23 protein-coding genes and 1 tRNA gene are annotated in these 19,036 nt (G+C 35.3%); 14 read left to right on the top strand and 10 right to left on the bottom strand.

Going from position 1 to position 19,036, the window contains the following annotated elements:
- Window positions 1-167 precede the first annotated feature (167 nt).
- Both coaBC and IR022_RS18725 read right to left on the bottom strand, forming a co-directional pair.
- Window positions 168-1,370 (bottom strand): bifunctional phosphopantothenoylcysteine decarboxylase/phosphopantothenate--cysteine ligase CoaBC, encoded by a 1,203-nt coding sequence (coaBC, locus tag IR022_RS18720; protein WP_050709107.1) that lies wholly within the window; start codon window positions 1,368-1,370, stop codon window positions 168-170.
- Window positions 1,371-1,556: 186 nt separating this feature from the next.
- On the bottom strand, window positions 1,557-1,988 hold the full coding sequence (locus tag IR022_RS18725) for a GtrA family protein (protein WP_050709106.1): 432 nt from the start codon (window positions 1,986-1,988) through the stop codon (window positions 1,557-1,559).
- Window positions 1,989-2,229: 241 nt separating this feature from the next.
- Between IR022_RS18725 and IR022_RS18730 the strand changes: the two genes are divergently transcribed.
- A complete protein-coding gene (locus tag IR022_RS18730; RefSeq protein ID WP_050709105.1) occupies window positions 2,230-2,829 on the top strand; it encodes a bifunctional nuclease family protein in 600 nt (199 codons plus the stop codon).
- Window positions 2,830-2,912: 83 nt separating this feature from the next.
- Complete coding sequence (locus IR022_RS18735) at window positions 2,913-3,617, top strand: 16S rRNA (uracil(1498)-N(3))-methyltransferase (RefSeq protein ID WP_194204871.1); 705 nt, start codon at window positions 2,913-2,915, stop codon at window positions 3,615-3,617.
- Between the two features lie 79 nt (window positions 3,618-3,696).
- On the opposite strand, the gene IR022_RS18740 is transcribed toward IR022_RS18735, so the two are convergent.
- A complete protein-coding gene (locus IR022_RS18740) occupies window positions 3,697-3,924 on the bottom strand; it encodes a hypothetical protein (protein WP_050709103.1) in 228 nt (75 codons plus the stop codon).
- Between the two features lie 134 nt (window positions 3,925-4,058).
- On the opposite strand from IR022_RS18740, the gene IR022_RS18745 reads away from it, so the two are divergent.
- Window positions 4,059-4,712 (top strand): tetratricopeptide repeat protein, encoded by a 654-nt coding sequence (locus IR022_RS18745; RefSeq protein ID WP_194204872.1) that lies wholly within the window; start codon window positions 4,059-4,061, stop codon window positions 4,710-4,712.
- 168 nt (window positions 4,713-4,880) lie between these two features.
- Window positions 4,881-5,660 (top strand): Cof-type HAD-IIB family hydrolase, encoded by a 780-nt coding sequence (locus tag IR022_RS18750; protein ID WP_194204873.1) that lies wholly within the window; start codon window positions 4,881-4,883, stop codon window positions 5,658-5,660.
- Window positions 5,661-5,666: 6 nt separating this feature from the next.
- Here the strand turns inward: IR022_RS18750 and IR022_RS18755 are convergent, their stop codons facing one another.
- The 4 genes from IR022_RS18755 to IR022_RS18770 form a co-directional block, all read right to left on the bottom strand.
- On the bottom strand, window positions 5,667-6,302 hold the full coding sequence (locus IR022_RS18755) for a class I SAM-dependent methyltransferase (protein WP_050709100.1): 636 nt from the start codon (window positions 6,300-6,302) through the stop codon (window positions 5,667-5,669).
- Between the two features lie 226 nt (window positions 6,303-6,528).
- Window positions 6,529-9,429, bottom strand: coding sequence for a hypothetical protein (locus tag IR022_RS18760; protein ID WP_194204874.1), 2,901 nt, complete (start codon window positions 9,427-9,429; stop codon window positions 6,529-6,531).
- Window positions 9,426-9,917 (bottom strand): hypothetical protein, encoded by a 492-nt coding sequence (locus IR022_RS18765; RefSeq protein WP_194204875.1) that lies wholly within the window; start codon window positions 9,915-9,917, stop codon window positions 9,426-9,428. Before IR022_RS18765 ends, IR022_RS18760 begins: the two co-directional genes overlap by 4 nt.
- Window positions 9,918-9,944: 27 nt before the next feature.
- Complete coding sequence (locus tag IR022_RS18770) at window positions 9,945-10,607, bottom strand: hypothetical protein (RefSeq protein WP_194204876.1); 663 nt, start codon at window positions 10,605-10,607, stop codon at window positions 9,945-9,947.
- Window positions 10,608-11,152: 545 nt separating this feature from the next.
- Between IR022_RS18770 and IR022_RS18775 the strand changes: the two genes are divergently transcribed.
- From IR022_RS18775 to IR022_RS18790, 4 genes are all read left to right on the top strand, one after another.
- Window positions 11,153-11,500: an elongation factor Tu gene (locus IR022_RS18775; RefSeq protein ID WP_194204877.1), complete on the top strand. Its 348-nt coding sequence runs from the start codon at window positions 11,153-11,155 to the stop codon at window positions 11,498-11,500.
- A gap of 92 nt (window positions 11,501-11,592) precedes the next feature.
- Entirely contained in the window at window positions 11,593-11,754 is a 162-nt protein-coding gene (locus IR022_RS18780; RefSeq protein WP_194204878.1) for a hypothetical protein, read from the top strand.
- 157 nt (window positions 11,755-11,911) lie between these two features.
- Window positions 11,912-12,319, top strand: coding sequence for a hypothetical protein (locus tag IR022_RS18785; protein WP_194204879.1), 408 nt, complete (start codon window positions 11,912-11,914; stop codon window positions 12,317-12,319).
- 123 nt (window positions 12,320-12,442) lie between these two features.
- Window positions 12,443-12,667 (top strand): hypothetical protein, encoded by a 225-nt coding sequence (locus IR022_RS18790; RefSeq protein WP_050709094.1) that lies wholly within the window; start codon window positions 12,443-12,445, stop codon window positions 12,665-12,667.
- Window positions 12,668-12,709: 42 nt separating this feature from the next.
- On the opposite strand, the gene IR022_RS18795 is transcribed toward IR022_RS18790, so the two are convergent.
- Together IR022_RS18795 and IR022_RS18800 are read right to left on the bottom strand one after the other, a co-directional pair.
- A tRNA-Ala gene (locus IR022_RS18795) sits at window positions 12,710-12,783 on the bottom strand.
- Window positions 12,784-12,851: 68 nt separating this feature from the next.
- Window positions 12,852-13,040, bottom strand: coding sequence for a hypothetical protein (locus tag IR022_RS18800; RefSeq protein WP_157258136.1), 189 nt, complete (start codon window positions 13,038-13,040; stop codon window positions 12,852-12,854).
- Between the two features lie 278 nt (window positions 13,041-13,318).
- Here IR022_RS18800 and IR022_RS18805 point away from each other — a divergent pair, with 278 nt between their 5' ends.
- Together IR022_RS18805 and ruvC are read left to right on the top strand one after the other, a co-directional pair.
- Window positions 13,319-13,630, top strand: a complete 312-nt coding sequence (locus IR022_RS18805) for a DUF4286 family protein (RefSeq protein WP_050709039.1) — start codon at window positions 13,319-13,321, stop codon at window positions 13,628-13,630.
- An 86-nt stretch (window positions 13,631-13,716) separates the two neighbouring features.
- Entirely contained in the window at window positions 13,717-14,292 is a 576-nt protein-coding gene (ruvC, locus tag IR022_RS18810; protein WP_050709038.1) for a crossover junction endodeoxyribonuclease RuvC, read from the top strand.
- Between the two features lie 92 nt (window positions 14,293-14,384).
- Here the strand turns inward: ruvC and IR022_RS18815 are convergent, their stop codons facing one another.
- Window positions 14,385-15,257, bottom strand: coding sequence for an NAD kinase (locus tag IR022_RS18815; RefSeq protein ID WP_194204880.1), 873 nt, complete (start codon window positions 15,255-15,257; stop codon window positions 14,385-14,387).
- Window positions 15,258-15,569: 312 nt separating this feature from the next.
- Here IR022_RS18815 and IR022_RS18820 point away from each other — a divergent pair, with 312 nt between their 5' ends.
- The 4 genes from IR022_RS18820 to IR022_RS18835 all read left to right on the top strand — a co-directional run bounded on the left by IR022_RS18820 (window position 15,570) and on the right by IR022_RS18835 (window position 19,011).
- Window positions 15,570-16,283 carry a pyridoxine 5'-phosphate synthase gene (locus tag IR022_RS18820; RefSeq protein ID WP_194204881.1) on the top strand — a complete coding sequence of 238 codons (714 nt, stop codon included), beginning with the start codon at window positions 15,570-15,572 and terminating at the stop codon, window positions 16,281-16,283.
- A 28-nt stretch (window positions 16,284-16,311) separates the two neighbouring features.
- The gene (locus tag IR022_RS18825) at window positions 16,312-17,220 is read left to right on the top strand and encodes a TonB family protein (RefSeq protein WP_194204882.1); all 909 of its coding nucleotides are present in this window, start codon (window positions 16,312-16,314) and stop codon (window positions 17,218-17,220) included.
- Window positions 17,221-17,277: 57 nt separating this feature from the next.
- Window positions 17,278-17,820 carry a DJ-1 family glyoxalase III gene (locus IR022_RS18830; RefSeq protein ID WP_194204883.1) on the top strand — a complete coding sequence of 181 codons (543 nt, stop codon included), beginning with the start codon at window positions 17,278-17,280 and terminating at the stop codon, window positions 17,818-17,820.
- A 126-nt stretch (window positions 17,821-17,946) separates the two neighbouring features.
- On the top strand, window positions 17,947-19,011 hold the full coding sequence (locus IR022_RS18835; protein ID WP_194204884.1) for an acyltransferase family protein: 1,065 nt from the start codon (window positions 17,947-17,949) through the stop codon (window positions 19,009-19,011).
- Window positions 19,012-19,036 lie beyond the last annotated feature (25 nt).

Genomic DNA, 19,036 nt, shown 5'->3' on the forward strand with positions numbered 1-19,036 from the left:
TTAATTATAAGATGTTTAAGAAAGTCTTAAACTCGTGTTACTATTATTGAATCGCATTATTGTGATATAATACGATTCTACAAACATTATCCTTAATACAACAAGTATTAGGCTATAAAGATTTTGTGTTTGCTTATTTTAAATGGAAAATATACTTCGAAGAAACTTTAGATGAGCTCTAAGGTATTATTGATAATGTCTTTAGCTACGTCTTTTTTGTTCTTTAATTCGAAATTTGTACGCTTGCCGCTCTTGTTTAAGATTGCAATTTTATTGGTGTCGTACTGAAACCCTGCACCATTATCATTTAGGGAGTTTAGCACAATAAAATCAAGGTTCTTTTTCTGAATTTTGGCAAGTGCGTTCTGCTCTTCATTATTAGTTTCTAAAGCAAAACCAATCAAGATTTGTCCCTCTTTTTTTACTTTGCCTAATGATGCTGCAATGTCTTTGTTGGGAATGAGCTCTAATGTGAGATTTGAACCTTCAGCTCTTTTTATTTTATTATCAGCTTGTTCTTTGGGGCGATAATCGGCTACAGCAGCACATAATATGGCTGCATCTGTGTCTGCAAATTCTTTTGTTGCAGCTTCGTACATTTGTTCAGCCGATTCAACGTCGATTCGCTGGATGTTACGATGGCTTGTTTTTAAAGATACAGGACCTGCTATAAGAATAACTTCTGCCCCTCTTTCGGCACATTCTTCAGCTAAAGCAAAACCCATCTTTCCCGACGAATAGTTTCCTATAAACCGTACGGGATCTAATTTTTCATACGTAGGTCCCGCTGTTATCAGGATTTTTTTTTTTGAAAGAGACTCTTGTTTCTCGAAATGTTCCTTGATGTAGGCTACGATGTTTTCGGGTTCTTCCATTCTACCTTTTCCTATCAGATGGCTAGCCAATTCGCCCGAAGCAGGCTCAATGACGAGGTTACCGTATGATTGAAGTAGAGCTATATTTCGTGCAGTAGAAGGATGCGCAAACATATCTAAATCCATTGCAGGAGCAATAAATACGGGAGCTTTCATCGACATGTAGGTCGTTACAAGCATATTATCGGCAATTCCGTTTGCCATTTTACCCATTGTTGCTGCTGTTGCCGGAGCTATAACCATAAAATCAGCCCATAAGCCTAAGTCTACGTGACTGTGCCACGTACCATCGTTTGCGCCAAAGAAATCGCATACAACTGGTTTGCCGGTTAAAGCAGATAATGTAACAGGAGTAATAAATTCTTTTCCCGAGGGGGTAATCACAATCTGCACTTCTGCGCCTTCTTTAACGAACAGACGGGCTAGTGATGCTGCTTTGTATGCAGCGATACTACCGGTTATACCTAATACTATATGTTTACCTTTTAGTGTCATTTCTCTATTGTCTTATAAATTAAGGTCATAGACCTATTTAATGTTTTGATAAGAATAACAATTATATACTGTTGTAGCTCGAAAATACACCATTAAATAATTCTGTTTATTTAAGTGGTGTCAAGTTTAAATATTGTCTCGAATTAATATTGAATTCATTGCAAAAATAGCAAACGCTTTGCTACATCACGCATCCTTTTTCTTAAATGTAAAGTATTTATTTAAAAAGAATTGTAAAAAAGCGATAATAACGGTTATTACTAATTTCGAAAGATTTTGTACAACCTTTGGTGCTAATGGACTTAAGTCGAGATGGGTGATGCTAAGATTGATTAGCTGTACGAATACCGGAAGCAAAACAGAACCGATAACTAATCCTATTCCGGCAATGCCGAAAAATGAAATACCTCTTTGCCATATTTTATCGGTGGCTTTGAAAGTAAAGTAGCTATTAAGTACAAAGTTATTTGTAATAGCTAATATCGAACTGAGTATATGCGAGGCAATATAGTTGATTCCAATAACATCTCGGAAGAGAAAAAATGCTGCCCAATCGACACCTAATCCAATAAAACCGACTATTCCGTACTTTACTAATTCTTTGAAAGATTGATTCATTATGTATTACTTAGATCTCAGATCTTTTTATTATTTTGGTGAAAAAATAACCAAATTTTATTGAAATAAAGATATGATGATAAATACTTTATTGTTCTCCTAGGGCGCAAAGATAAGGCTTTATTTCTTTTGAGATTTGTCTTTTTGTACGATTATTATTTAAAAATTTGCTTTTTCGCTCTGCAAATACCATAAAAATGACTATTTTTGAATTACAATACTCTTACAAAGGTTATTTATTGTGACGGAAAAAAAGGTGAAATTATCAGTTTTGGGATTCTCGTTTAACCAAACACAATCAGGCACATATGGCTTGGTTTTGGCAGAAGAGAATGGTGTAAGACGTCTTATGGTTGTTGTCGGGACGCCTGAGGCTCAATCTATTGCCTTTAAGTTGCAAAATACGTCTCCTCCACGTCCATTGACTCATGATCTGTTTTATTCATTTATGTCCGAATGGGGAATCGTTCTTCAAGAAGTGCTTATTTATAAGTATGATAATGGTATTTTTTATTCTAAACTGATCTTTAAGCAAGGAGAAAAAGAGATTTCAATAGAGTCTCGTACATCCGATGCTATTGGAATTGCTTTGAGAAGTAAATCTGCCATATATACTACGGAAGAGATAATGCAGAAGTTGGCAATAGTATTCAGCGAGGGCGAAGACGATATTGACAACAAAGAGATTGTAACTGGTCATGATAGTACAGAATATATGGATAGTTATGCATTACTTAGTGAAGAAGAGTTGAACTCGATGTTACAGGAAGCAATTGATAATGAAGATTATGAATTGGCATCCGTCTTACGTGACGAAATGGATAAACGATTTAATCATTAAGGTCTCCAATCTTTTTTCTGATTCCGAAAAGCGGTAGTAATCTTTTCTGTAGCTTAAGTATCAAGCTCTTTTTATATAACATTATGGATAAAACGATATTTTACGCCCCCAATATTCAGCAAGATAGTACTTTGCCACAAGATGAATCAGCACATTGTGTGAGAGTCTTGCGTAAAAAAGAAGGCGATGAAATATTGGTGACCGATGGAAAAGGGAATTTCTTTGATGCCGAAATTGTTGAGGCTCATCAAAAACATTGTGTTGTAAATATCCTCCAAACTATAGTTGAACCAAAGCCTTGGGGCAATTATCTACATATTGCATTTGCACCTACTAAAAATCTAGATCGTATTGAATGGTTTGCTGAGAAGGCAACAGAAATAGGGATAGATCACCTGACTCCTTTGTTATGCAGATACTCGGAACGAAAGGAGGTTAAACTACCACGTATAGAAAAAATTCTGGTTTCAGCCATGAAGCAATCTCAGAAAGCAGTTCTACCTCAATTAGATGAGATGACTTCGTTCTCGAACTTTATAAAGAAGCCTTTTGATGGGCAAAAGTTTATAGCTCATTGCTATCCTCAAGAAAAGAAATTACTAAAAACAATCTACAAGACTGGGGGTAATGTCTTAATATTGATAGGACCCGAAGGTGATTTTAGTGAACAAGAAGTACAAGAGGCTCTAAAGTGCGGGTTTGAACCGATAAGTTTAGGGGAAAGCCGTTTACGTGCTGAAACTGCTGCTTTGGTTGCTTGCAATACTATCCAAATACTTAATGGATAATAATCAGTACGAGGTATCTTAATATTAATCTCAAAAGAATTAAGGCATTTATATTTACTATATAAATAGGGCTGAGTCTTTATTTTTCTGCGACTTCTTTATTGAATTCTCTCAAAGCTAGAATGGCTTTATATAATTTCTTTTTGTAATACCCTTTGCATATAAATGATTCGTATCGTTTTAGAGAATACTTTGTAATATCGTATTCTAACGATCTTCTGGCACTCTCTACAAAGGCATCAATGAGGGGTTTTAAAGCCTCATTGGGTGGCAGTGATTGATTGTTTTCTTTGGGTAGCTCATTCATATTTTCTGATCCATTTTTTAGATATGTAAAGATAATAAATTCTTAGAATGTAGAATCCTTATTCCTTCAAAGGGTTTTTGAGATACTCGTACAATTATATTACTTTTACATCTTTAATTTAAGTCTGAGACCTTATGAAAAAATGTACTATACTTTTCTGCTTATGCTTTATATCTACAATCATTTATTCGCAAAGTGCTGATGTCTGGATTGAGAGAGCAGATGTTGCTGAAGAAGCAGGGAACTTGGAAGCTGCAAATATCTGTTATCAAAAAGTGTTAGAGTTAGACTCTACAGATCAGTATATATTTTATAGTAGAGCAAATGTTTTAGTAGATCTTGGCGAAAAAAACAAAGATAAGACAATGTTCAAAGAAAGTTTTGAGATGTATAGAAGGGCTTCGGAGTTAGGTTCTTCTAGTGTCTATGTATATAACGATTGGGCTGTAGCTGTATTAAGACTGGCTAAAATGGAGAATAATATTCGTTATTACGAATCTGAGATCACAACATTGTGTCTAAAGTCTGAGAAGTTGGGCGATCAGGTTGCGGCATACAATCTAGCATGCATGTATTCTCTATTAAATAAGAAAAAGAAATCTCTAGAATGGTTAGAAAAAGCTTTAACAAATAAGTATCAAATTAAATCAAATAGGCTAACTAAGTCTCTAATTGAAAAAGATCCCGATTTTGATAATATTCGCAAAGACAAGAAATTCGAAGAGTTATTGATGAAATACGCTGTTACCAGAAAGAATAGTATCTTCTTCGAGAAAAAATCCATCTGAAAAAAAACGATATATAGTCTTCTTTATGCAATAAGTAAGACTGGAGGTTTTTATAAAAGTGACAGAGGAAATAAAGAGTACTTTCTCTAGAGAATATTTCTTTTAAATGATTAGAGAAACTCTTTTAGATACTTGATTTGGAATTAGTAAAATAGAAGAAACAAAAATATGATAAAGGCTATTTTTTTTGATATTGATGGTACTCTGAAAAGTTTTAAGACACATTCTATTCCTCAATCTACAATTGATGCAATAAATGAGGTAAAGGAAAAAGGAATTAAAGTTTTTATAGCAACAGGACGTTATTTCAAGCAAATAGGTGATCTGAACGGTTTGGTTTTCGATGGGCTTATTACTTTGAATGGAGCTCATTGTATTAATTCCGAAAATGAAACGATTATCACCAATCCGATACCTAGAGAAAATATAGATGCCCTTCTTCGTTATCATTCGGAAAAGTTCCTCTTCCCTTCTATTTTTATAACCGAAAAGAAAGAGCTTATTAATTGTATTGATGAAAATGTGAGAGAAATAAGTCGTTTGGTAGATGTTCCCTTGTCTCCTCTGGGAATATTGGATGAAATAGATAAAGAGGAAGTTCTGCAAATAGATGCTTTTATAAATAAAGAACAGGAACAAGAAATCTTAGATACAGTGTTGACTCATTGTGACGCTAGTCGTTGGAATCCTCTTTTTGCAGATGTAAATGTTAGAGGTAATAGTAAACGAACGGGTATTGATAAGTTTCTCGAATATTATAAGTTAGACCTCTCCGAAACGATGGCGTTTGGTGATGGTGGTAACGATGTTCAGATGCTGAAGCATGTTGCCATTGGTGTAGCTATGGGCAATGCCGGCGATGAGGCAAAGCAGGCTGCCGATTACATTACAGATTCGGTAGATGGTGATGGGATTCAAAACGCATTGAAGCATTTTGGTGTTATCTAAAACTTCTTATATTGGCGAGGCTACTATTATAAATTGCTTATGTTTTATATCGTCAAGTGAATTTAATGATAATTTGGAGAGTATTGATGTCAGACAATAAGGGCTAACACTGTTTATTCCTTTTATCAGATCTATTTTATATCCGCAATCTTTAAACATTCGTATTATACTTTTCTTCGTGAAGAAACGCAAATGGGTTCTATCCAAAATTCCAGAATCTTTGTACTTCCAGTCTTTTTGAAACAATAATTCTCTCAATACCTCTATGTGTCTCATATTGGGAATTGACGCTATAATTTTTCCCTTCGGATGTACATTCGCTTTTATTTTTGTTAAGCACGTTTCCGGATATGGCATATGTTCGAGCACATCATTAAAGAAAACACAATCGAAATATTGTTGAGGGAGGTCATCCGAAACTTCGTCAAAAGATCCAATTAAAACTTTATCCAATCTTGTTTTTGCAATTTCGGCGGCTTCTTTTTGCATTTCTATTCCCCAAGTCTCAGGGTTTCTTTCTTTTTTAAGCTTATTGGAGAAGACTCCGGCAGCACAACCTACATCTAAAGTTTTCTCTATATTTTGGGGTATAAATGGGAAGATTTCTTTTCTGTCAAATGAATAATAATCTGCGTTTTGCATAAGAACTTGGTTATCATTAGTGATTAGGGTCTAAAGGTAATGTTTTAGCATTATAAATTGTATTAGTTTTTCTTAAAAGTAGTATAGGGGTAAAATCTAGGGCAACGTTCTTATGATAGCCTATTAGAGACAAATATTAAGGGGAAGTACCAAAAATGGACTTCCCCTCGAAACTATAATTTATAATAATTAGTCTAGGTCTTTTTTATCACTATGCAAAAAAGGTTTATTTCTTGCCGTTTACCCGTACCCTTATATCAGGATTTATTCGAATGTAGCAAGGTGTAACATCTACTTTTATAGGACTACTTTCAATAACACCACAAGTGTTGGTTATGATAACACGATAGTAATACATTCCAGATTTAATTTGAGCAGGAGGTGAGTAAATTACACTGGTAGCACCAACTATATTTGTCCAATTTGATACACCGTCTGTGCTCGATTGCCACTGATAGGTATATATACCATTTCCTCCTGTTACGTCACAGCTAAGCGTACTTGGTTTTGTACGGACACATGTCTTTTGGTCGGCCGTAATAGTTTCTATTGCGAAAGGGGGGTAAACCTGAATATAAACACTATCCTGTACGGGCTCACCACAAAATTCGGGCATCACCGATACTTTGTACCATCCGGTCATGTTTACTTGAGCATTAGGGATTGTAGGACTCTGTGTTGTTGTAGCAAAGCCATTAGGTCCAGTCCAGTCATAAGCAGTCTTTCCTAATGTTATACATTTAAGATGTATAGAGTCCCCATTACAGACATTGTTATTAGTGGCATATACAACACGTGCAGAACTAAGTTTAGCTAGGGTTATCTGCTGGCTGAACTTATTACCACAATTATCACTGATGCGTGCAGTATAAGTTTCATTGGCTTTTCCATAATTAAAATACACTTGATGTTCCGATGAAACAACATCAGGGATGTCTTCTTTTACTGTATTTTCTTTATTCCATAGCTCGTATTTGTAAGGTGCTACACCATTTATGGCACTTAAGAGAATAACTCCTTTGCTGCTCTCTACACAAACATAGGCATTTGTTTCCGTCTGGCTTAAAGCCAATGGGGGAGCAGTATAGTTAATTGTCATTTCGTTGATTACACAACCTGTAGTACTGTTAGTAAGAGTAATACCCAATTTGTAAACACCAGGTGTAGAGAGTGTAAAAGAGCCACCGGGTTTAATTACTGTTTTATCGTAACCTGTTGGTCCGCTTGTCAGTCTATAATAAGTAGAATTGGTTTGCTGTACACTCTGGTAGGTCATGTAACCTGAGGGTGTAACCTTCATTCCCGAACATGTGTTTTCTGTAGTATATGTCAACTCTTTACCACTGTATATACCTTTGAGGGTTAAAGATGCCGTCATTGGAGTGGTACTTCCGCAGCCATTAACAACAGTAAGCGTGTATGTGCCGGCAGGCAATTTGGCTGTAGGCATGTAATAGTAATATGTGGAAGAGGTAGCAGTTGCTGTTTGAGTTGTATATCCTTCGGGTCCGGTTATAGTGAAAGTAGTACCTATGGGGAAATTACCTGACCCACTTCTACTAATTTGTAATCGCCCTTGGTCTTCTACGCATTGATCTGTGCTATAAAGCGATAATGTATATGCAGTAGGTATAGATGAAGTTCTATTTATAGTAGTTCTATAAGTACGTAAAGGATTTGTCCCAACATATATAGCTTCAAATATATATGCCTTACCATATTCCAGATCAACAACAGTGCTTGTTGTTGAGGTAAGAGTTTTAGAATGTATAATATCACCTGAAGGATCTGTAATGGTTACCTCAATAGGGTAACAAGGATCTGTTGTATAATATGAAAGCTTATATTGGGTGCTACAATTGTCATCTGTATAAGTAAGGGACATGCTTCCTCTGGTAGGAGATACCGATCTAGTGTCTACTGTTCCGCTGGCATCAGTAGTTACCATAGTATAAGTGGCGCCATAATTGAGGGAAACATATTGACTTGCAGTACTCATTACATTGTGGTTTTCGTATACAATGGTTCCTTGCCCTTCTCCTGCTGAGGTTTGAGTAATAACCATGGAAAGGGGATAACAGAAAAAACCATCATAATCGCCATAAGGATAAAAATAATATTGGTAGTCTTCACAAGTTCGGGTGCTGGATGAGAAAACAGGATATGGTTTTCTCAGATTGCTGGTTTGAGAAACATAAACGTTCTCACATCCTTTCAAGCGAATATATATAGTCAGGCTATTTGTTGGGTAATAATTGATATAAGCAGACGGTAGTTCAAAATTCTGTCTGGATGAAGACCATGGAAGCCATTGAGTAGGCATAGAACCGGTAGGTGCAATACCTACTTCGTACATACCATCAGCAAAATAGCGATAATAGTCGGGAGTAGTGGTGGAACTTATTGATCCTGGACTATAAGTAACAGTCGTACATGATGTTTTTACACTTGGAGGATAGAATGTGGTGTTAGAATAGCTGAAAGTGGGGAAACCGGTAATCTCATCCAGAGTAAAAGTAGCTACGGCTGTATAACAACCATCTTCTATCTGAACTACATAATTGCCTGCCGGATAATTTTGTCCGGGAAACGTATATAATGATCCGCTTTTTGTAGGAGTAATAACACCTGTGGGTGCTCCATCGGGTGCAGAGATTATATTAAAGGTGAAAATTCCGCTACCATTTATAACGTTTAACACTATAATACCTGTATTACATGTGTTGTAAGATTTACGTGAGGATGAAGGGTTAAATGAAGCCTCGGGTACTTTGTATGTACCTGCTACCACTACGTTTTGTGCTGTTTTTACCACACTATAATCTTCATTTGTAAGACAAAATGCCCTTGCTGTGACCGTGTAGGTGCCTGCTGGTATATTTGCTAATACATTATTCTCTTGTGGGTTAATTGTGAACCCATCTGCGGATGTTAACCCATATTGTACGTTGCTGATATTGCTTAAATCACCTCCTAAGGTTACAGTTATTGTTCCATTAGCCTGGCAGGTAGAAGGGGTTGATGTAGTTGTTACTGTAAAATTCAAATCACAATCTTGAGCAGTTATATTTCCTACTGAAAATATAAAAACACATAAGTAGAATATTTTATAATATAGTTCTTTCATTGATCTTTTTCTTTAGTAAGGCTCACAGTTAATTTACCCTCTAATGGAAAACTATATCTGGAATCTCCATATGAATAGATGAAGGTAAAAGTTAGTATATTATTGTTGACTTCGAAAGTGTAGGGGGATAATTGCATAGAAATATTACTTGTGTAATCTTCTTTACTCAATTCTTTAGTTGGAGCAGGAACCAATGTTAATTGATTCTCTACCTTATATTCGCGCTGATCAGGTAAGGTGCAAAACGATAGTTGATCATTTTCTATCGTTGCTTTCAAAAATATTTTTTGAAAAAATATATCAGTAGTATCAAGTAAAGCGGCATTATCTATGGCGCGAGTGTCAACTTCTGCTTTGGAGTCGTAGTTGTAAACCGTAAATGTTGCTTTTTGGAAGATATATGTTCCGTCAGCAGAATTCGTCTGTTTGGTTTGTGAATATGCAAATATCGTGCATAAACAAAGTGTAAGCGCATAAAATATTTTCATAGTCTATTGTTTGTTTTGTTATGCTTGTTATTTAGCTTTAAAAATTATATTCATAAACGTTTTGTCTGAAATTGTGATCTCATCGGGCAATTTATACGTTAACACACCCGCATCACTTAATGTAACACTCTGAAAGACGGTGTTGTCATAATAAGTAATGAAATATTCTAAAGCATTGCTTGGTAATGTGGGTAGAGACGTTGAACTTGCGCTTTTAATCGATGAACCCGAATTTGTCAACCCGAATTGTTCGGCATATGCTTTATATAGGTCTATTGTGTATACTTTTGTGCTCGGGTTATAAGATGGATCGGAGGAGTCGGTTGGTAAAGTGACAGATGGCATGTAAAAAAACCTCGAATCGGGATCTGGTCCGATTGCTTGCCAGATGGTTCCATCAAAGAAATAGTACCCAACTGAAGTTACTTCTTTTGTTTTAGGAGTATTATTCCCAACTATATCTGTTACGTAAACAATAGCTCCTGTTTGATCGGCTATATATTTGGCATCTTTCAAAACCAATTGAGCTAAGGTTAGTCGTGGAGCTATTATACCTTCGGCAGTAGTTGCATCTACAGCGACTGCTCGAACATCCAAACTAACTTTAGGGTCATTGGTATTAACGCCCACTTGTGCTTCCGCGAAAACTATGCTAGATATTACTAGCATAAATACATAGAAAATTTTCATTAGTTGTCGTTTTTTAATATCTCTAAAGTCAAAAGTATATAATTTTTTTATAATATTAGTGCCAATAAATGATAAAATACATAAATAAAATACATTACTTATTTAATAACTAGTTAGATAGTGTGTTTCTGATGGATAGACTATTGCCTTGAAACTGGCTGATAGTAAGGTTTGCATGAGTAATGTTTTTTGTTTTTTGCAGGTAAGTTTAGATATTAAGCAATGCCTTAACATTTGGGGTGATTGTTAATACTGTTTATGTCGTTAATTCCACTTATAAGATCTTTGAGTTTATATATTATAGACAAGTGTGTTAATTGTAGTTGCTGTGTGTAATTATACTTTTTCATATACCCACTAATAGAGGATTGGTGTTTTTTGTTCTATTAGAGCCAAGTTTATATCAGATGCATTCTACGAAGTAAACAATGAATAATCTCAAAGATGAGAATCTGTTAGTTATTGTGGAAGGTCAATCCATAATGTTAGACTCATTTATGTAATGATTTTGAAAAGATTATTAGTTTTATAGGAAATTTTATTCAATGAATACAAATCAACTAAATCGGTTTACAAATCCAATACCTGAATTAAGAGCTAATATATACTATTTATTAGAAAAAGAAGGGGGACGAAAAACATCTGTAAGAAACGGATATAGAGGTCAATTTCATTATGATGGAAAAGATTGGAATGCTTGTCAAGCATTTATAGATAAAGAGATTTGTCTTTTAGGAGAAACGGTCGATTGTTATCTGACAACTGCAAGCCCTCAGTTTCATATTCAAAAATTCTATGTAGGTAAAGAATTTGAAGTAAGAGAGGGGACAAGAATAGTCGGGATAGGCATTATAACAGAAATCTTAAGACCGGATTTCTGTTTAGAACAATAAGTCCTCGGATATTTCTGGCTGATAATTGTAACTAAGGAGAACAAATACTATTCGGATAATGTTAGATTCTTTATTACTAATGCAAAAATGTCATGAGAAGACTAGTTTTATTTGGCTCGTTGATTGTTGGGTTATTGTTTGTATCATCGTGTAAAACAGTAAATACTAATAAAAATGGTATTCCTCCGGGACACGCAAAGAAGATTACAGGAAGTCAATCTGCTAAACCTTATGCCCCAGGACAAAACAAGTAGAGGATTTGATGAATCACGAGATTCTGATTAATAACAATCCCCAAATAGAAATATATGGGGATTTTTTATGTAATCTATACTCCTGAAATCTCGTACTCACTTATGCGGGTTTTGAGAAAATTGTTAGCTTTATGAAAATAAATTATTTTATCTTGAAATGAAGAATCAAATAGGTTATAGATGTTTATATAAAACAGATTTATTTGAAATTGGCAATGTTTATGAAGATGCCTATTTAATAAATAATGAAACCAAAGAGAATATTCATATTGGATCGTTTTATGGAGAACCTACTTGCGCTTTTATAAATGACGATAATAGTTGGTGTGTTGTTGGTGGAGATACTTTAATTCTGGTAAAAAATTTTAAATGCATATGTGTTGATGGAATAAAAGATGCATTTGCTCTTAAATTCATTGATGAAAATAACATTCAAATTCTTACAGACCCATGGTCGGAATATTCTTCTATTTGGCAACTTAATGTCGAATCCCTTGCATGTGTTAAGGTCCAAGACTTTAATAAGTATAAGGGTGAAAAGTATACGAATGATTTAGATTGGTAAAACGAAATATACCTAAAAAATTCTGTCTGAGGATTCAAATTTTGTGGAGCATAGCACCAAAGTCTCGAACTCTTTTTGTGAAGATTTTGAGAAAACAATTAGTTTTGTAAAAGCATTCTCAAAATGGAAAATATTATGTTCGATTTGGCTAGGTTTATTGGTGTGCGTATTCGATATTTATTTCTGAAAACCATCGGATTCTCTAAATCTCTAAAATATTTAAAAGGAAGTTCTGATGATGGAGCTAATAATCTAAGTCATGGTTGTATCAACACTTTAATAGGATTACCTATTGTATTTGGGGTGATAATAGGACTTGCTTATTTATATTTTAGATTTTTTGATTAAATAAAAATCCCCAAACATATCTGTCTGAGGATTCACATTTTGTGGAGAATATCGGACTCGAACCGATCACCTTAACACTGCCAGTGTTACGCTCTAGCCAGATGAGCTAATCCCCCGTTCTCAATTCTGCAACAAAGATATAAGTTTTTCTTTAACTGTTGTCTTATTGAGAATAAAATGCAAATTAATTAGATACATTTTCAGACGAACTATCTGCCTGTAGATGTGTAATTGATGTTGCTTGACTCGTTTTGCAATTCGATTTCCTATTACTCTCTAAAAACACTCCAATAGCAAATGCTGTAGGTAGTACTGTTAGGGCAGTAAGAAGGGTTGCAACATAAATTTTTTTCAAGTGTAAATCTCTTTTCATACGCATTTCTAATTTAAAATTGTTACTACTTTTATAATGATTATCAGAATGGAAAGTTCATAAAAAAAATAGATATTTCAGTAAAAAGTGAGATTTTTTTATAGTTAAATAATAAGGAGTGTTTTTTGTTAATTTAAATTGAACATTTATTGTGATATTTTTCATTATAACAACTTCTTTATGTGTTATTTATAGGGCGTCTGTAAGTAGTGTTGACTCAAAAAGCAAATTATCTGATTATCTTTGCATACAGTATAGATAAATTTGATAGATAAATTATGTTGATATTTAATACAACTCTTCATCTTGAAGACGCAATACATGATGAATGTTTGAACTTCTTGAAAACTTTCTACATACCTAAAGCTTTGGAAAGTGGCTTGTTAAGCCAACCTAGTTTGGCTAAGATAGAGCGTCAGCACGAAGAAAGCGGTGTGAGTTATGCCATGCAATTTAAGACGGAAGATATAGATGTTCTGAACAGATGGGCAGGAGAAACGGGCGAAGGTTTGAGTGCTGAACTAAATAAGAGGTTTGGTACTAAAGTGGGAGGTTTTGTAACTCTTCTAGAAGAAGTCTCACTACTTTAAATGTAGTATTTGTAGATATAGAATTTGTTCTATAACTCAGTTCGCTTTTATAATTAATAGGTTATTACAACCCGAATAAATGATTAATGGCTAAGGTAGATAAAGAACGTATAATTTTGGGCATTGACCCAGGTACTCAAATTATGGGGTATGGAGTGTTGCGCGTATTAAATAATAAACCTCAGTTGATAACAATGGGGGTAATACAGCTGAGTAAGTATGACGATCATTATCTTAAGTTGAGGCGTATTTTTGAGCGAGTTTTGGCTTTGGTCGAAGAGTACTTGCCTGATGAACTTGCTATTGAGGCTCCTTTTTTTGGGAAAAATGTTCAGAGTATGTTGAAGTTGGGACGTGCGCAAGGGGTTGCTATGGCTGCTGCTTTGTCTCGAGATGTTCCAATTTTTGAATATGCCCCTCTGAAAATAAAAATGTCAATAACCGGTAATGGAAAAGCTGCAAAAGAGCAGGTTGCCTACATGCTTCAGCAATATTTGAAGATACCTGACGAAAGTATGCTTCCTCAACTGGATGCCACCGATGGACTTGCAGCAGCAGTTTGCCACTATTTTCAGACTAATAATCCTACACAAGAAAAGAAGTTTAATAGCTGGAAAGATTTCATAAATCAGAATCCCAACAAAGTAAAAGGCGACAAATAGAGAAATAAAACTATTGAGTGAAATTCAATAGAGCTAATAAGAGATATTTATTAATATCTACCCAATCTACAAATGAAAAAGGTCTGAAACTCTTAATCTACCCTTGGATCGGTACCCCACTTTAATTTGTTTTTAAGCGTGCTGTAAAAAGTTTGTCCTATTCGTTTTACCACTCGTACAGATGTTTTCGCTTTGGTTATTTGTAAAGTTGTTCCATTTATAGGCATAGCTTTTGAACGACCATCAAGCGAAATCAGAAAACACGAACTGCGACTCCTTATAGTTAAAGTTAAGATATTATCGTTCTCAATAACCAATGGTCTGGCACTTAGGCTATGGGGCGCAATTGCAGTAATGATAAAGTTGGATGTGTTAGGAGCCATAATAGGGCCTCCTACACTGAGTGAATAAGCTGTAGAGCCTGTTGGAGTGGATACCAAAAGTCCGTCTGCTTCGTAAGAGGTAAGCCTTTCGCCGTTGATGTTGACGTCAATAGTAATCATCGAAGATGAATCTTGCTTAAGTATAGCTATCTCATTAAGAGCAAAATCGGCAGCTTCGCATGAAGAATCATTAACCATCAGTTTGAGTTGGCTACGTTCTTCTATTGTATAATTTCCGTTTAGTATTTCGGATAAGGTTTGTTCCATATCGTTTTCCGAAACATCCGCCAGAAATCCAAGACGTCCTGTATTAATACCTAAAATTGGAATGTTCTTTTCTCTGATTGCCGATACAGTACGCAAAAATGTACCATCGCCACCAATGCTAAATGCCATATCGAGACTCAAATTATTATAGTCAATAATACCGGCAATAGAATCTTTTAAATCTAGGCTAGGTTTTAGGTATTCATAAAATTCTTTTTGAATAAATATCTCAACCTTGTTACGAGATAAGATGTCAAAAATTTTCTTTATTTGCTCCTCTTTCTGATATTTTTTGCCGAAAATTCCAATTTTCATAAAAGATATAATTAACGTCTGTTTATTTTATCTATTCCTTTAATTCATAGTACTAAATGAATGTAACAAAGGAATGCGTTCATCTGTGCCCTTAAAAATACTGAAATAGTACCAAGTTTCGGTATTTACTATTAAATTTGCGTAATAGTATATCAGGCGATAGTACAAAGTTGGTGAAAAAGTTTTATTATTAGAGGTAACCAACTATTAATTGCTAAATTTAAAATATAGCTGCTAATATTACATGTTGCTTAGTTATATACTTTAAGAAGAATAAGAGGTCTGAGACCTTAATCAAGTAAAGAAGCTATTATGACACAGTTGAGCGTAAATATTAATAAAATTGCGACTATACGAAATGCAAGGGGAGGAAATGTGCCAAATGTTTTGCAAGTTGCTTTGGACTGCGAAAAATTTGGAGCGCAAGGTATAACAGTACACCCTCGTCCTGATGAGCGTCATATTAAGTTTAAAGATGTATATGATCTGAAAGCTCAGATTAAGACCGAATTTAATATTGAGGGGTATCCGTCGACTGACTTTATAGAGCTTATCAAATCAGTAAAGCCAACTCAGGTAACATTAGTACCCGACGCTCCCGATGCTATAACATCTAATGCGGGTTGGGATACAAAAACTCACCAATCTTTTTTGAGTGATCTTATAGATGAATTCAGAGCAATGGGCGTACGTACTTCTATATTTACAGGTACTGATCCTGAGATTATAGAGTATGCTGCTAAGACTGGTACAGATCGTATTGAGTTGTACACTGAGCCTTATGCTACTTTTTATCCAAAGAATAAGGAAGAAGCTATTGCTCCTTTTGTAGAAGCAGCCAAAATTGCTAAAAAACTAGGATTGGGAATAAATGCAGGACATGATTTGAGTTTAGAGAATCTAAATTTCTTTTATAAAAACATTCCTTATATTGAAGAAGTATCTATTGGTCATGCATTGATTAGTGATGCTCTTTATCTGGGATTGGAAAAAACGATTGCAGCATATAAAAACTGTTTGAAATAGATCTTATAGACCTCAAAATAATAAGCCTATGGCTATGGTGAAAGAAAAGACAATAAGTTTGGCGGGAACAATAGCGTTTCACGTAATACTATTATTGTGCTTATTATTCTATTATATAAAGCCTGTTAGCGATAACAGATATAGTCAGGAGCTGGGAGGTGTGCCCGTTATGTTTGGTAGTGTTGCCGATGCATTGGGTGATGATGAACCTTTTGGGCGAGGCAATGGTTTGACCGAAGATGTGACCGAACCAATAGAGTCAGATCCAACGATGCCTAATAATTTAGGAGAATCGACTCCGGATGTGAAAGTTGAACCTATTCCAGTAAAGGCTACTACTCCTAAAGTAACGAGTAAAGAGACTAAAGCTCCAACTGCAACGCAGGATGTGGAAAAAACAATAGCTATAAATGAGGCGAAGAAAGCCGAAACCGAGAGGAAACGCAAGGAAGATGCAGCCGCAGAAGTAAAGCGTAAGGCTCAGGCAGAAGCCGATAGACAAGCACAAGAAGAGGCTGCCCGAAAGAAGAATATAAACAACCAAATGGCTGGTTTATTCGGAAACGGATCGGGTAGTGGTAGTCGTGGAAATACTCAAGGTACGGGTACTCAGGGTTCGCCTTCGGGTAATGGTAGTACCGGAAAAGTATCGGGAGTAGGAGGTACGGGAACTTACGATCTTGGAGGTAGAGGTGTAGGCGCTGGAGGTCTGAAGCTTCCCGAATATCATGTAGATGATTATGGTACCGTAGTAGTAGATATAATTGTAGACCCCAAAGGAAACGTTATAGAGACAAGTATTGGTAAAGGGACGAATACTACAAACTCAAGTTTGAGAAACGAGTCTTTACGTGCTGCCCGTCGGACTAAGTTTTCTGTCAGCCCCAACTCTAATAATCAAAAGGGAACTATTACATATAAGTTTAATCTAAACTAAGTTTATAGACTTTTTTTATAATAACAAATAGGTCTGCGACCTTAAATAGAATTGAAAATGAAAAAGGCATTGATTTTTTTAACAACAGGATTTGAGGAAATAGAAGCTTTGGCTACAGTAGATATATTGAGAAGAGGTGATGTGGATGTGAAAACCGTTTCATTAACCGATCAGAAAACTGTGGTAGGCAGTCATGGCATTCCTGTGGTTGCTGATTTACTATTTACGGAAGCTGATTTCTCAGCTACGAATATGTTGATTCTACCGGGTGGTACACCTAAAATCAACGATCATGAAGGATTGAAGAAACAAGTAAAAGCTTTTTCGGAAGCAGATAAAGATATAGCTGCTATTTGTGCAGCACCAATGGTTTTAGGCGGATTGGGTTTACTAAAAGGTAAGTCTGCAACATGTTACCCCGGATTTGAAAAATACTTAGACGGTGCAACTCTCAAAACGCAGGAAGCTGTAGTTGTAGACGGCAAAATAATAACAGGACGAGGACCAGGTCTGACTTTTGATTTTGCTCTCCAATTATTAGAAGTGCTAGCAGGAAAAGCCAAAAGAGACGAGGTTGCTAAAGGTTTGCTTTTAGCTTAACCATATACTGTATCAAGATGAGGTGCCAAGCATAAATCAAGATGTTTGGCGCCCCTTTCACACTATTGTTGCTAATACTAATGAAAATTCGGATTCGTTCTGTAATCTCGGCAGAACTTGCTATTGATGATTAAACCACTAACATCTCTTCGATTTGTATTTGCCTTTATGGTTTTTATGAGTCATTATATTCTTTTCGATAAAGAAACAAATCCTTTCCTTCATCATATATTTTATGAAGGGTATGTGGGAGTTAGTTTCTTTTTCGTCCTGAGTGGTTTTATTCTCGCGTATGTTTATCAGCAAAGTTTTAAAGAAAATAAGGTTAGCAAGCGCTTCTTTTATGTAGCACGTTTAGCTCGTATCTACCCTTTACATATTCTAACAATGCTTATTTGGGTGTATATGAGGAAAGATCATCCGTTGAATGAGCCTTATATAACTAATTTTATTTCGAATATATTTTTGGTGCAAAGTTTCTATCCAACAGAAGAAATTCGTTTTAATGCTGCTTCTTGGAGCCTTTCGACTGAAATGTTTTTCTATCTTTTATTTCCTTTTCTGATAGCTTGGTTTACGACGATGAAACATAGGTTTCTCGTTGTGTTCACTGCGATTAGTGTTCTTGTTTTACTTTTATGTCCAATATTAAGTGGGAGTAAGAATGAAGAATGGTTTCTTTATAGCTTCCCTCCGGTGAGGTTGCTCGATTTTATATTAGGAATACTCTTTTACAATATCTGTCAAACAAATAAGGTTAAGAATCTGGTAAAGTCTATTTCTCCTACATTGCTCGAGCTATTGGTTATTGCTCTGTTTCTGGTTTTTTATACTTCTGCTTATTTTATACCACAAGTTTATCGTCATTCTCTATGGTATTGGATACCCGTAGGATTATTTATATCGGGATTCTATCTTCAGGCAGGAAAGATTGCTAAGTTTCTATCAAACGATACATTTGTATGGCTTGGCGAGATTAGTTTTGCTTTTTATCTGTTTCACGAAATAGTTATCTGGTATACAGATAGAGCCTTATTCTTATTGGGTATTGATGTCGATAGACCAATCATTTTTATGTTGGGAGTTACTTTCACTATTATCGTTTCCGGCTTTTCTCTCAAATATGTAGAGAAGCCTGCCAATAGATGGGTGAAGCAGAGATTTAATAAGCCTATAGCTTCAACTGTTTAAGTCGTAGATAAAAACTATATTGTAT

This window comes from Dysgonomonas sp. GY617 (assembly GCF_015233815.1).
Classification (GTDB): Bacteria; Bacteroidota; Bacteroidia; order Bacteroidales; family Dysgonomonadaceae; genus Dysgonomonas_A.

What these genes read in the sequence shown, in the direction of transcription:
- IR022_RS18790 (WP_050709094.1), top strand. Translation starts at nt 12,443, where the DNA reads ATGGAAAATATTATGTTCGATTTGGCTAGGTTTATTGGTGTGCGTATT.
- IR022_RS18775 (WP_194204877.1), top strand. Translation starts at nt 11,153, where the DNA reads ATGAATACAAATCAACTAAATCGGTTTACAAATCCAATACCTGAATTA.
- IR022_RS18745 (WP_194204872.1), top strand. Translation starts at nt 4,059, where the DNA reads ATGAAAAAATGTACTATACTTTTCTGCTTATGCTTTATATCTACAATC.
- IR022_RS18805 (WP_050709039.1), top strand. Translation starts at nt 13,319, where the DNA reads ATGTTGATATTTAATACAACTCTTCATCTTGAAGACGCAATACATGAT.
- IR022_RS18740 (WP_050709103.1), bottom strand. Translation starts at nt 3,924, where the DNA reads ATGAATGAGCTACCCAAAGAAAACAATCAATCACTGCCACCCAATGAG.
- ruvC (WP_050709038.1), top strand. Translation starts at nt 13,717, where the DNA reads ATGGCTAAGGTAGATAAAGAACGTATAATTTTGGGCATTGACCCAGGT.
- IR022_RS18725 (WP_050709106.1), bottom strand. Translation starts at nt 1,988, where the DNA reads ATGAATCAATCTTTCAAAGAATTAGTAAAGTACGGAATAGTCGGTTTT.
- IR022_RS18800 (WP_157258136.1), bottom strand. Translation starts at nt 13,040, where the DNA reads ATGAAAAGAGATTTACACTTGAAAAAAATTTATGTTGCAACCCTTCTT.
- IR022_RS18770 (WP_194204876.1), bottom strand. Translation starts at nt 10,607, where the DNA reads ATGAAAATTTTCTATGTATTTATGCTAGTAATATCTAGCATAGTTTTC.
- IR022_RS18755 (WP_050709100.1), bottom strand. Translation starts at nt 6,302, where the DNA reads ATGCAAAACGCAGATTATTATTCATTTGACAGAAAAGAAATCTTCCCA.
- IR022_RS18815 (WP_194204880.1), bottom strand. Translation starts at nt 15,257, where the DNA reads ATGAAAATTGGAATTTTCGGCAAAAAATATCAGAAAGAGGAGCAAATA.
- IR022_RS18750 (WP_194204873.1), top strand. Translation starts at nt 4,881, where the DNA reads ATGATAAAGGCTATTTTTTTTGATATTGATGGTACTCTGAAAAGTTTT.
- IR022_RS18785 (WP_194204879.1), top strand. Translation starts at nt 11,912, where the DNA reads ATGAAGAATCAAATAGGTTATAGATGTTTATATAAAACAGATTTATTT.
- IR022_RS18835 (WP_194204884.1), top strand. Translation starts at nt 17,947, where the DNA reads ATGATTAAACCACTAACATCTCTTCGATTTGTATTTGCCTTTATGGTT.
- IR022_RS18820 (WP_194204881.1), top strand. Translation starts at nt 15,570, where the DNA reads ATGACACAGTTGAGCGTAAATATTAATAAAATTGCGACTATACGAAAT.
- IR022_RS18735 (WP_194204871.1), top strand. Translation starts at nt 2,913, where the DNA reads ATGGATAAAACGATATTTTACGCCCCCAATATTCAGCAAGATAGTACT.
- coaBC (WP_050709107.1), bottom strand. Translation starts at nt 1,370, where the DNA reads ATGACACTAAAAGGTAAACATATAGTATTAGGTATAACCGGTAGTATC.
- IR022_RS18760 (WP_194204874.1), bottom strand. Translation starts at nt 9,429, where the DNA reads ATGAAAGAACTATATTATAAAATATTCTACTTATGTGTTTTTATATTT.
- IR022_RS18780 (WP_194204878.1), top strand. Translation starts at nt 11,593, where the DNA reads ATGAGAAGACTAGTTTTATTTGGCTCGTTGATTGTTGGGTTATTGTTT.
- IR022_RS18765 (WP_194204875.1), bottom strand. Translation starts at nt 9,917, where the DNA reads ATGAAAATATTTTATGCGCTTACACTTTGTTTATGCACGATATTTGCA.
- IR022_RS18825 (WP_194204882.1), top strand. Translation starts at nt 16,312, where the DNA reads ATGGCTATGGTGAAAGAAAAGACAATAAGTTTGGCGGGAACAATAGCG.
- IR022_RS18830 (WP_194204883.1), top strand. Translation starts at nt 17,278, where the DNA reads ATGAAAAAGGCATTGATTTTTTTAACAACAGGATTTGAGGAAATAGAA.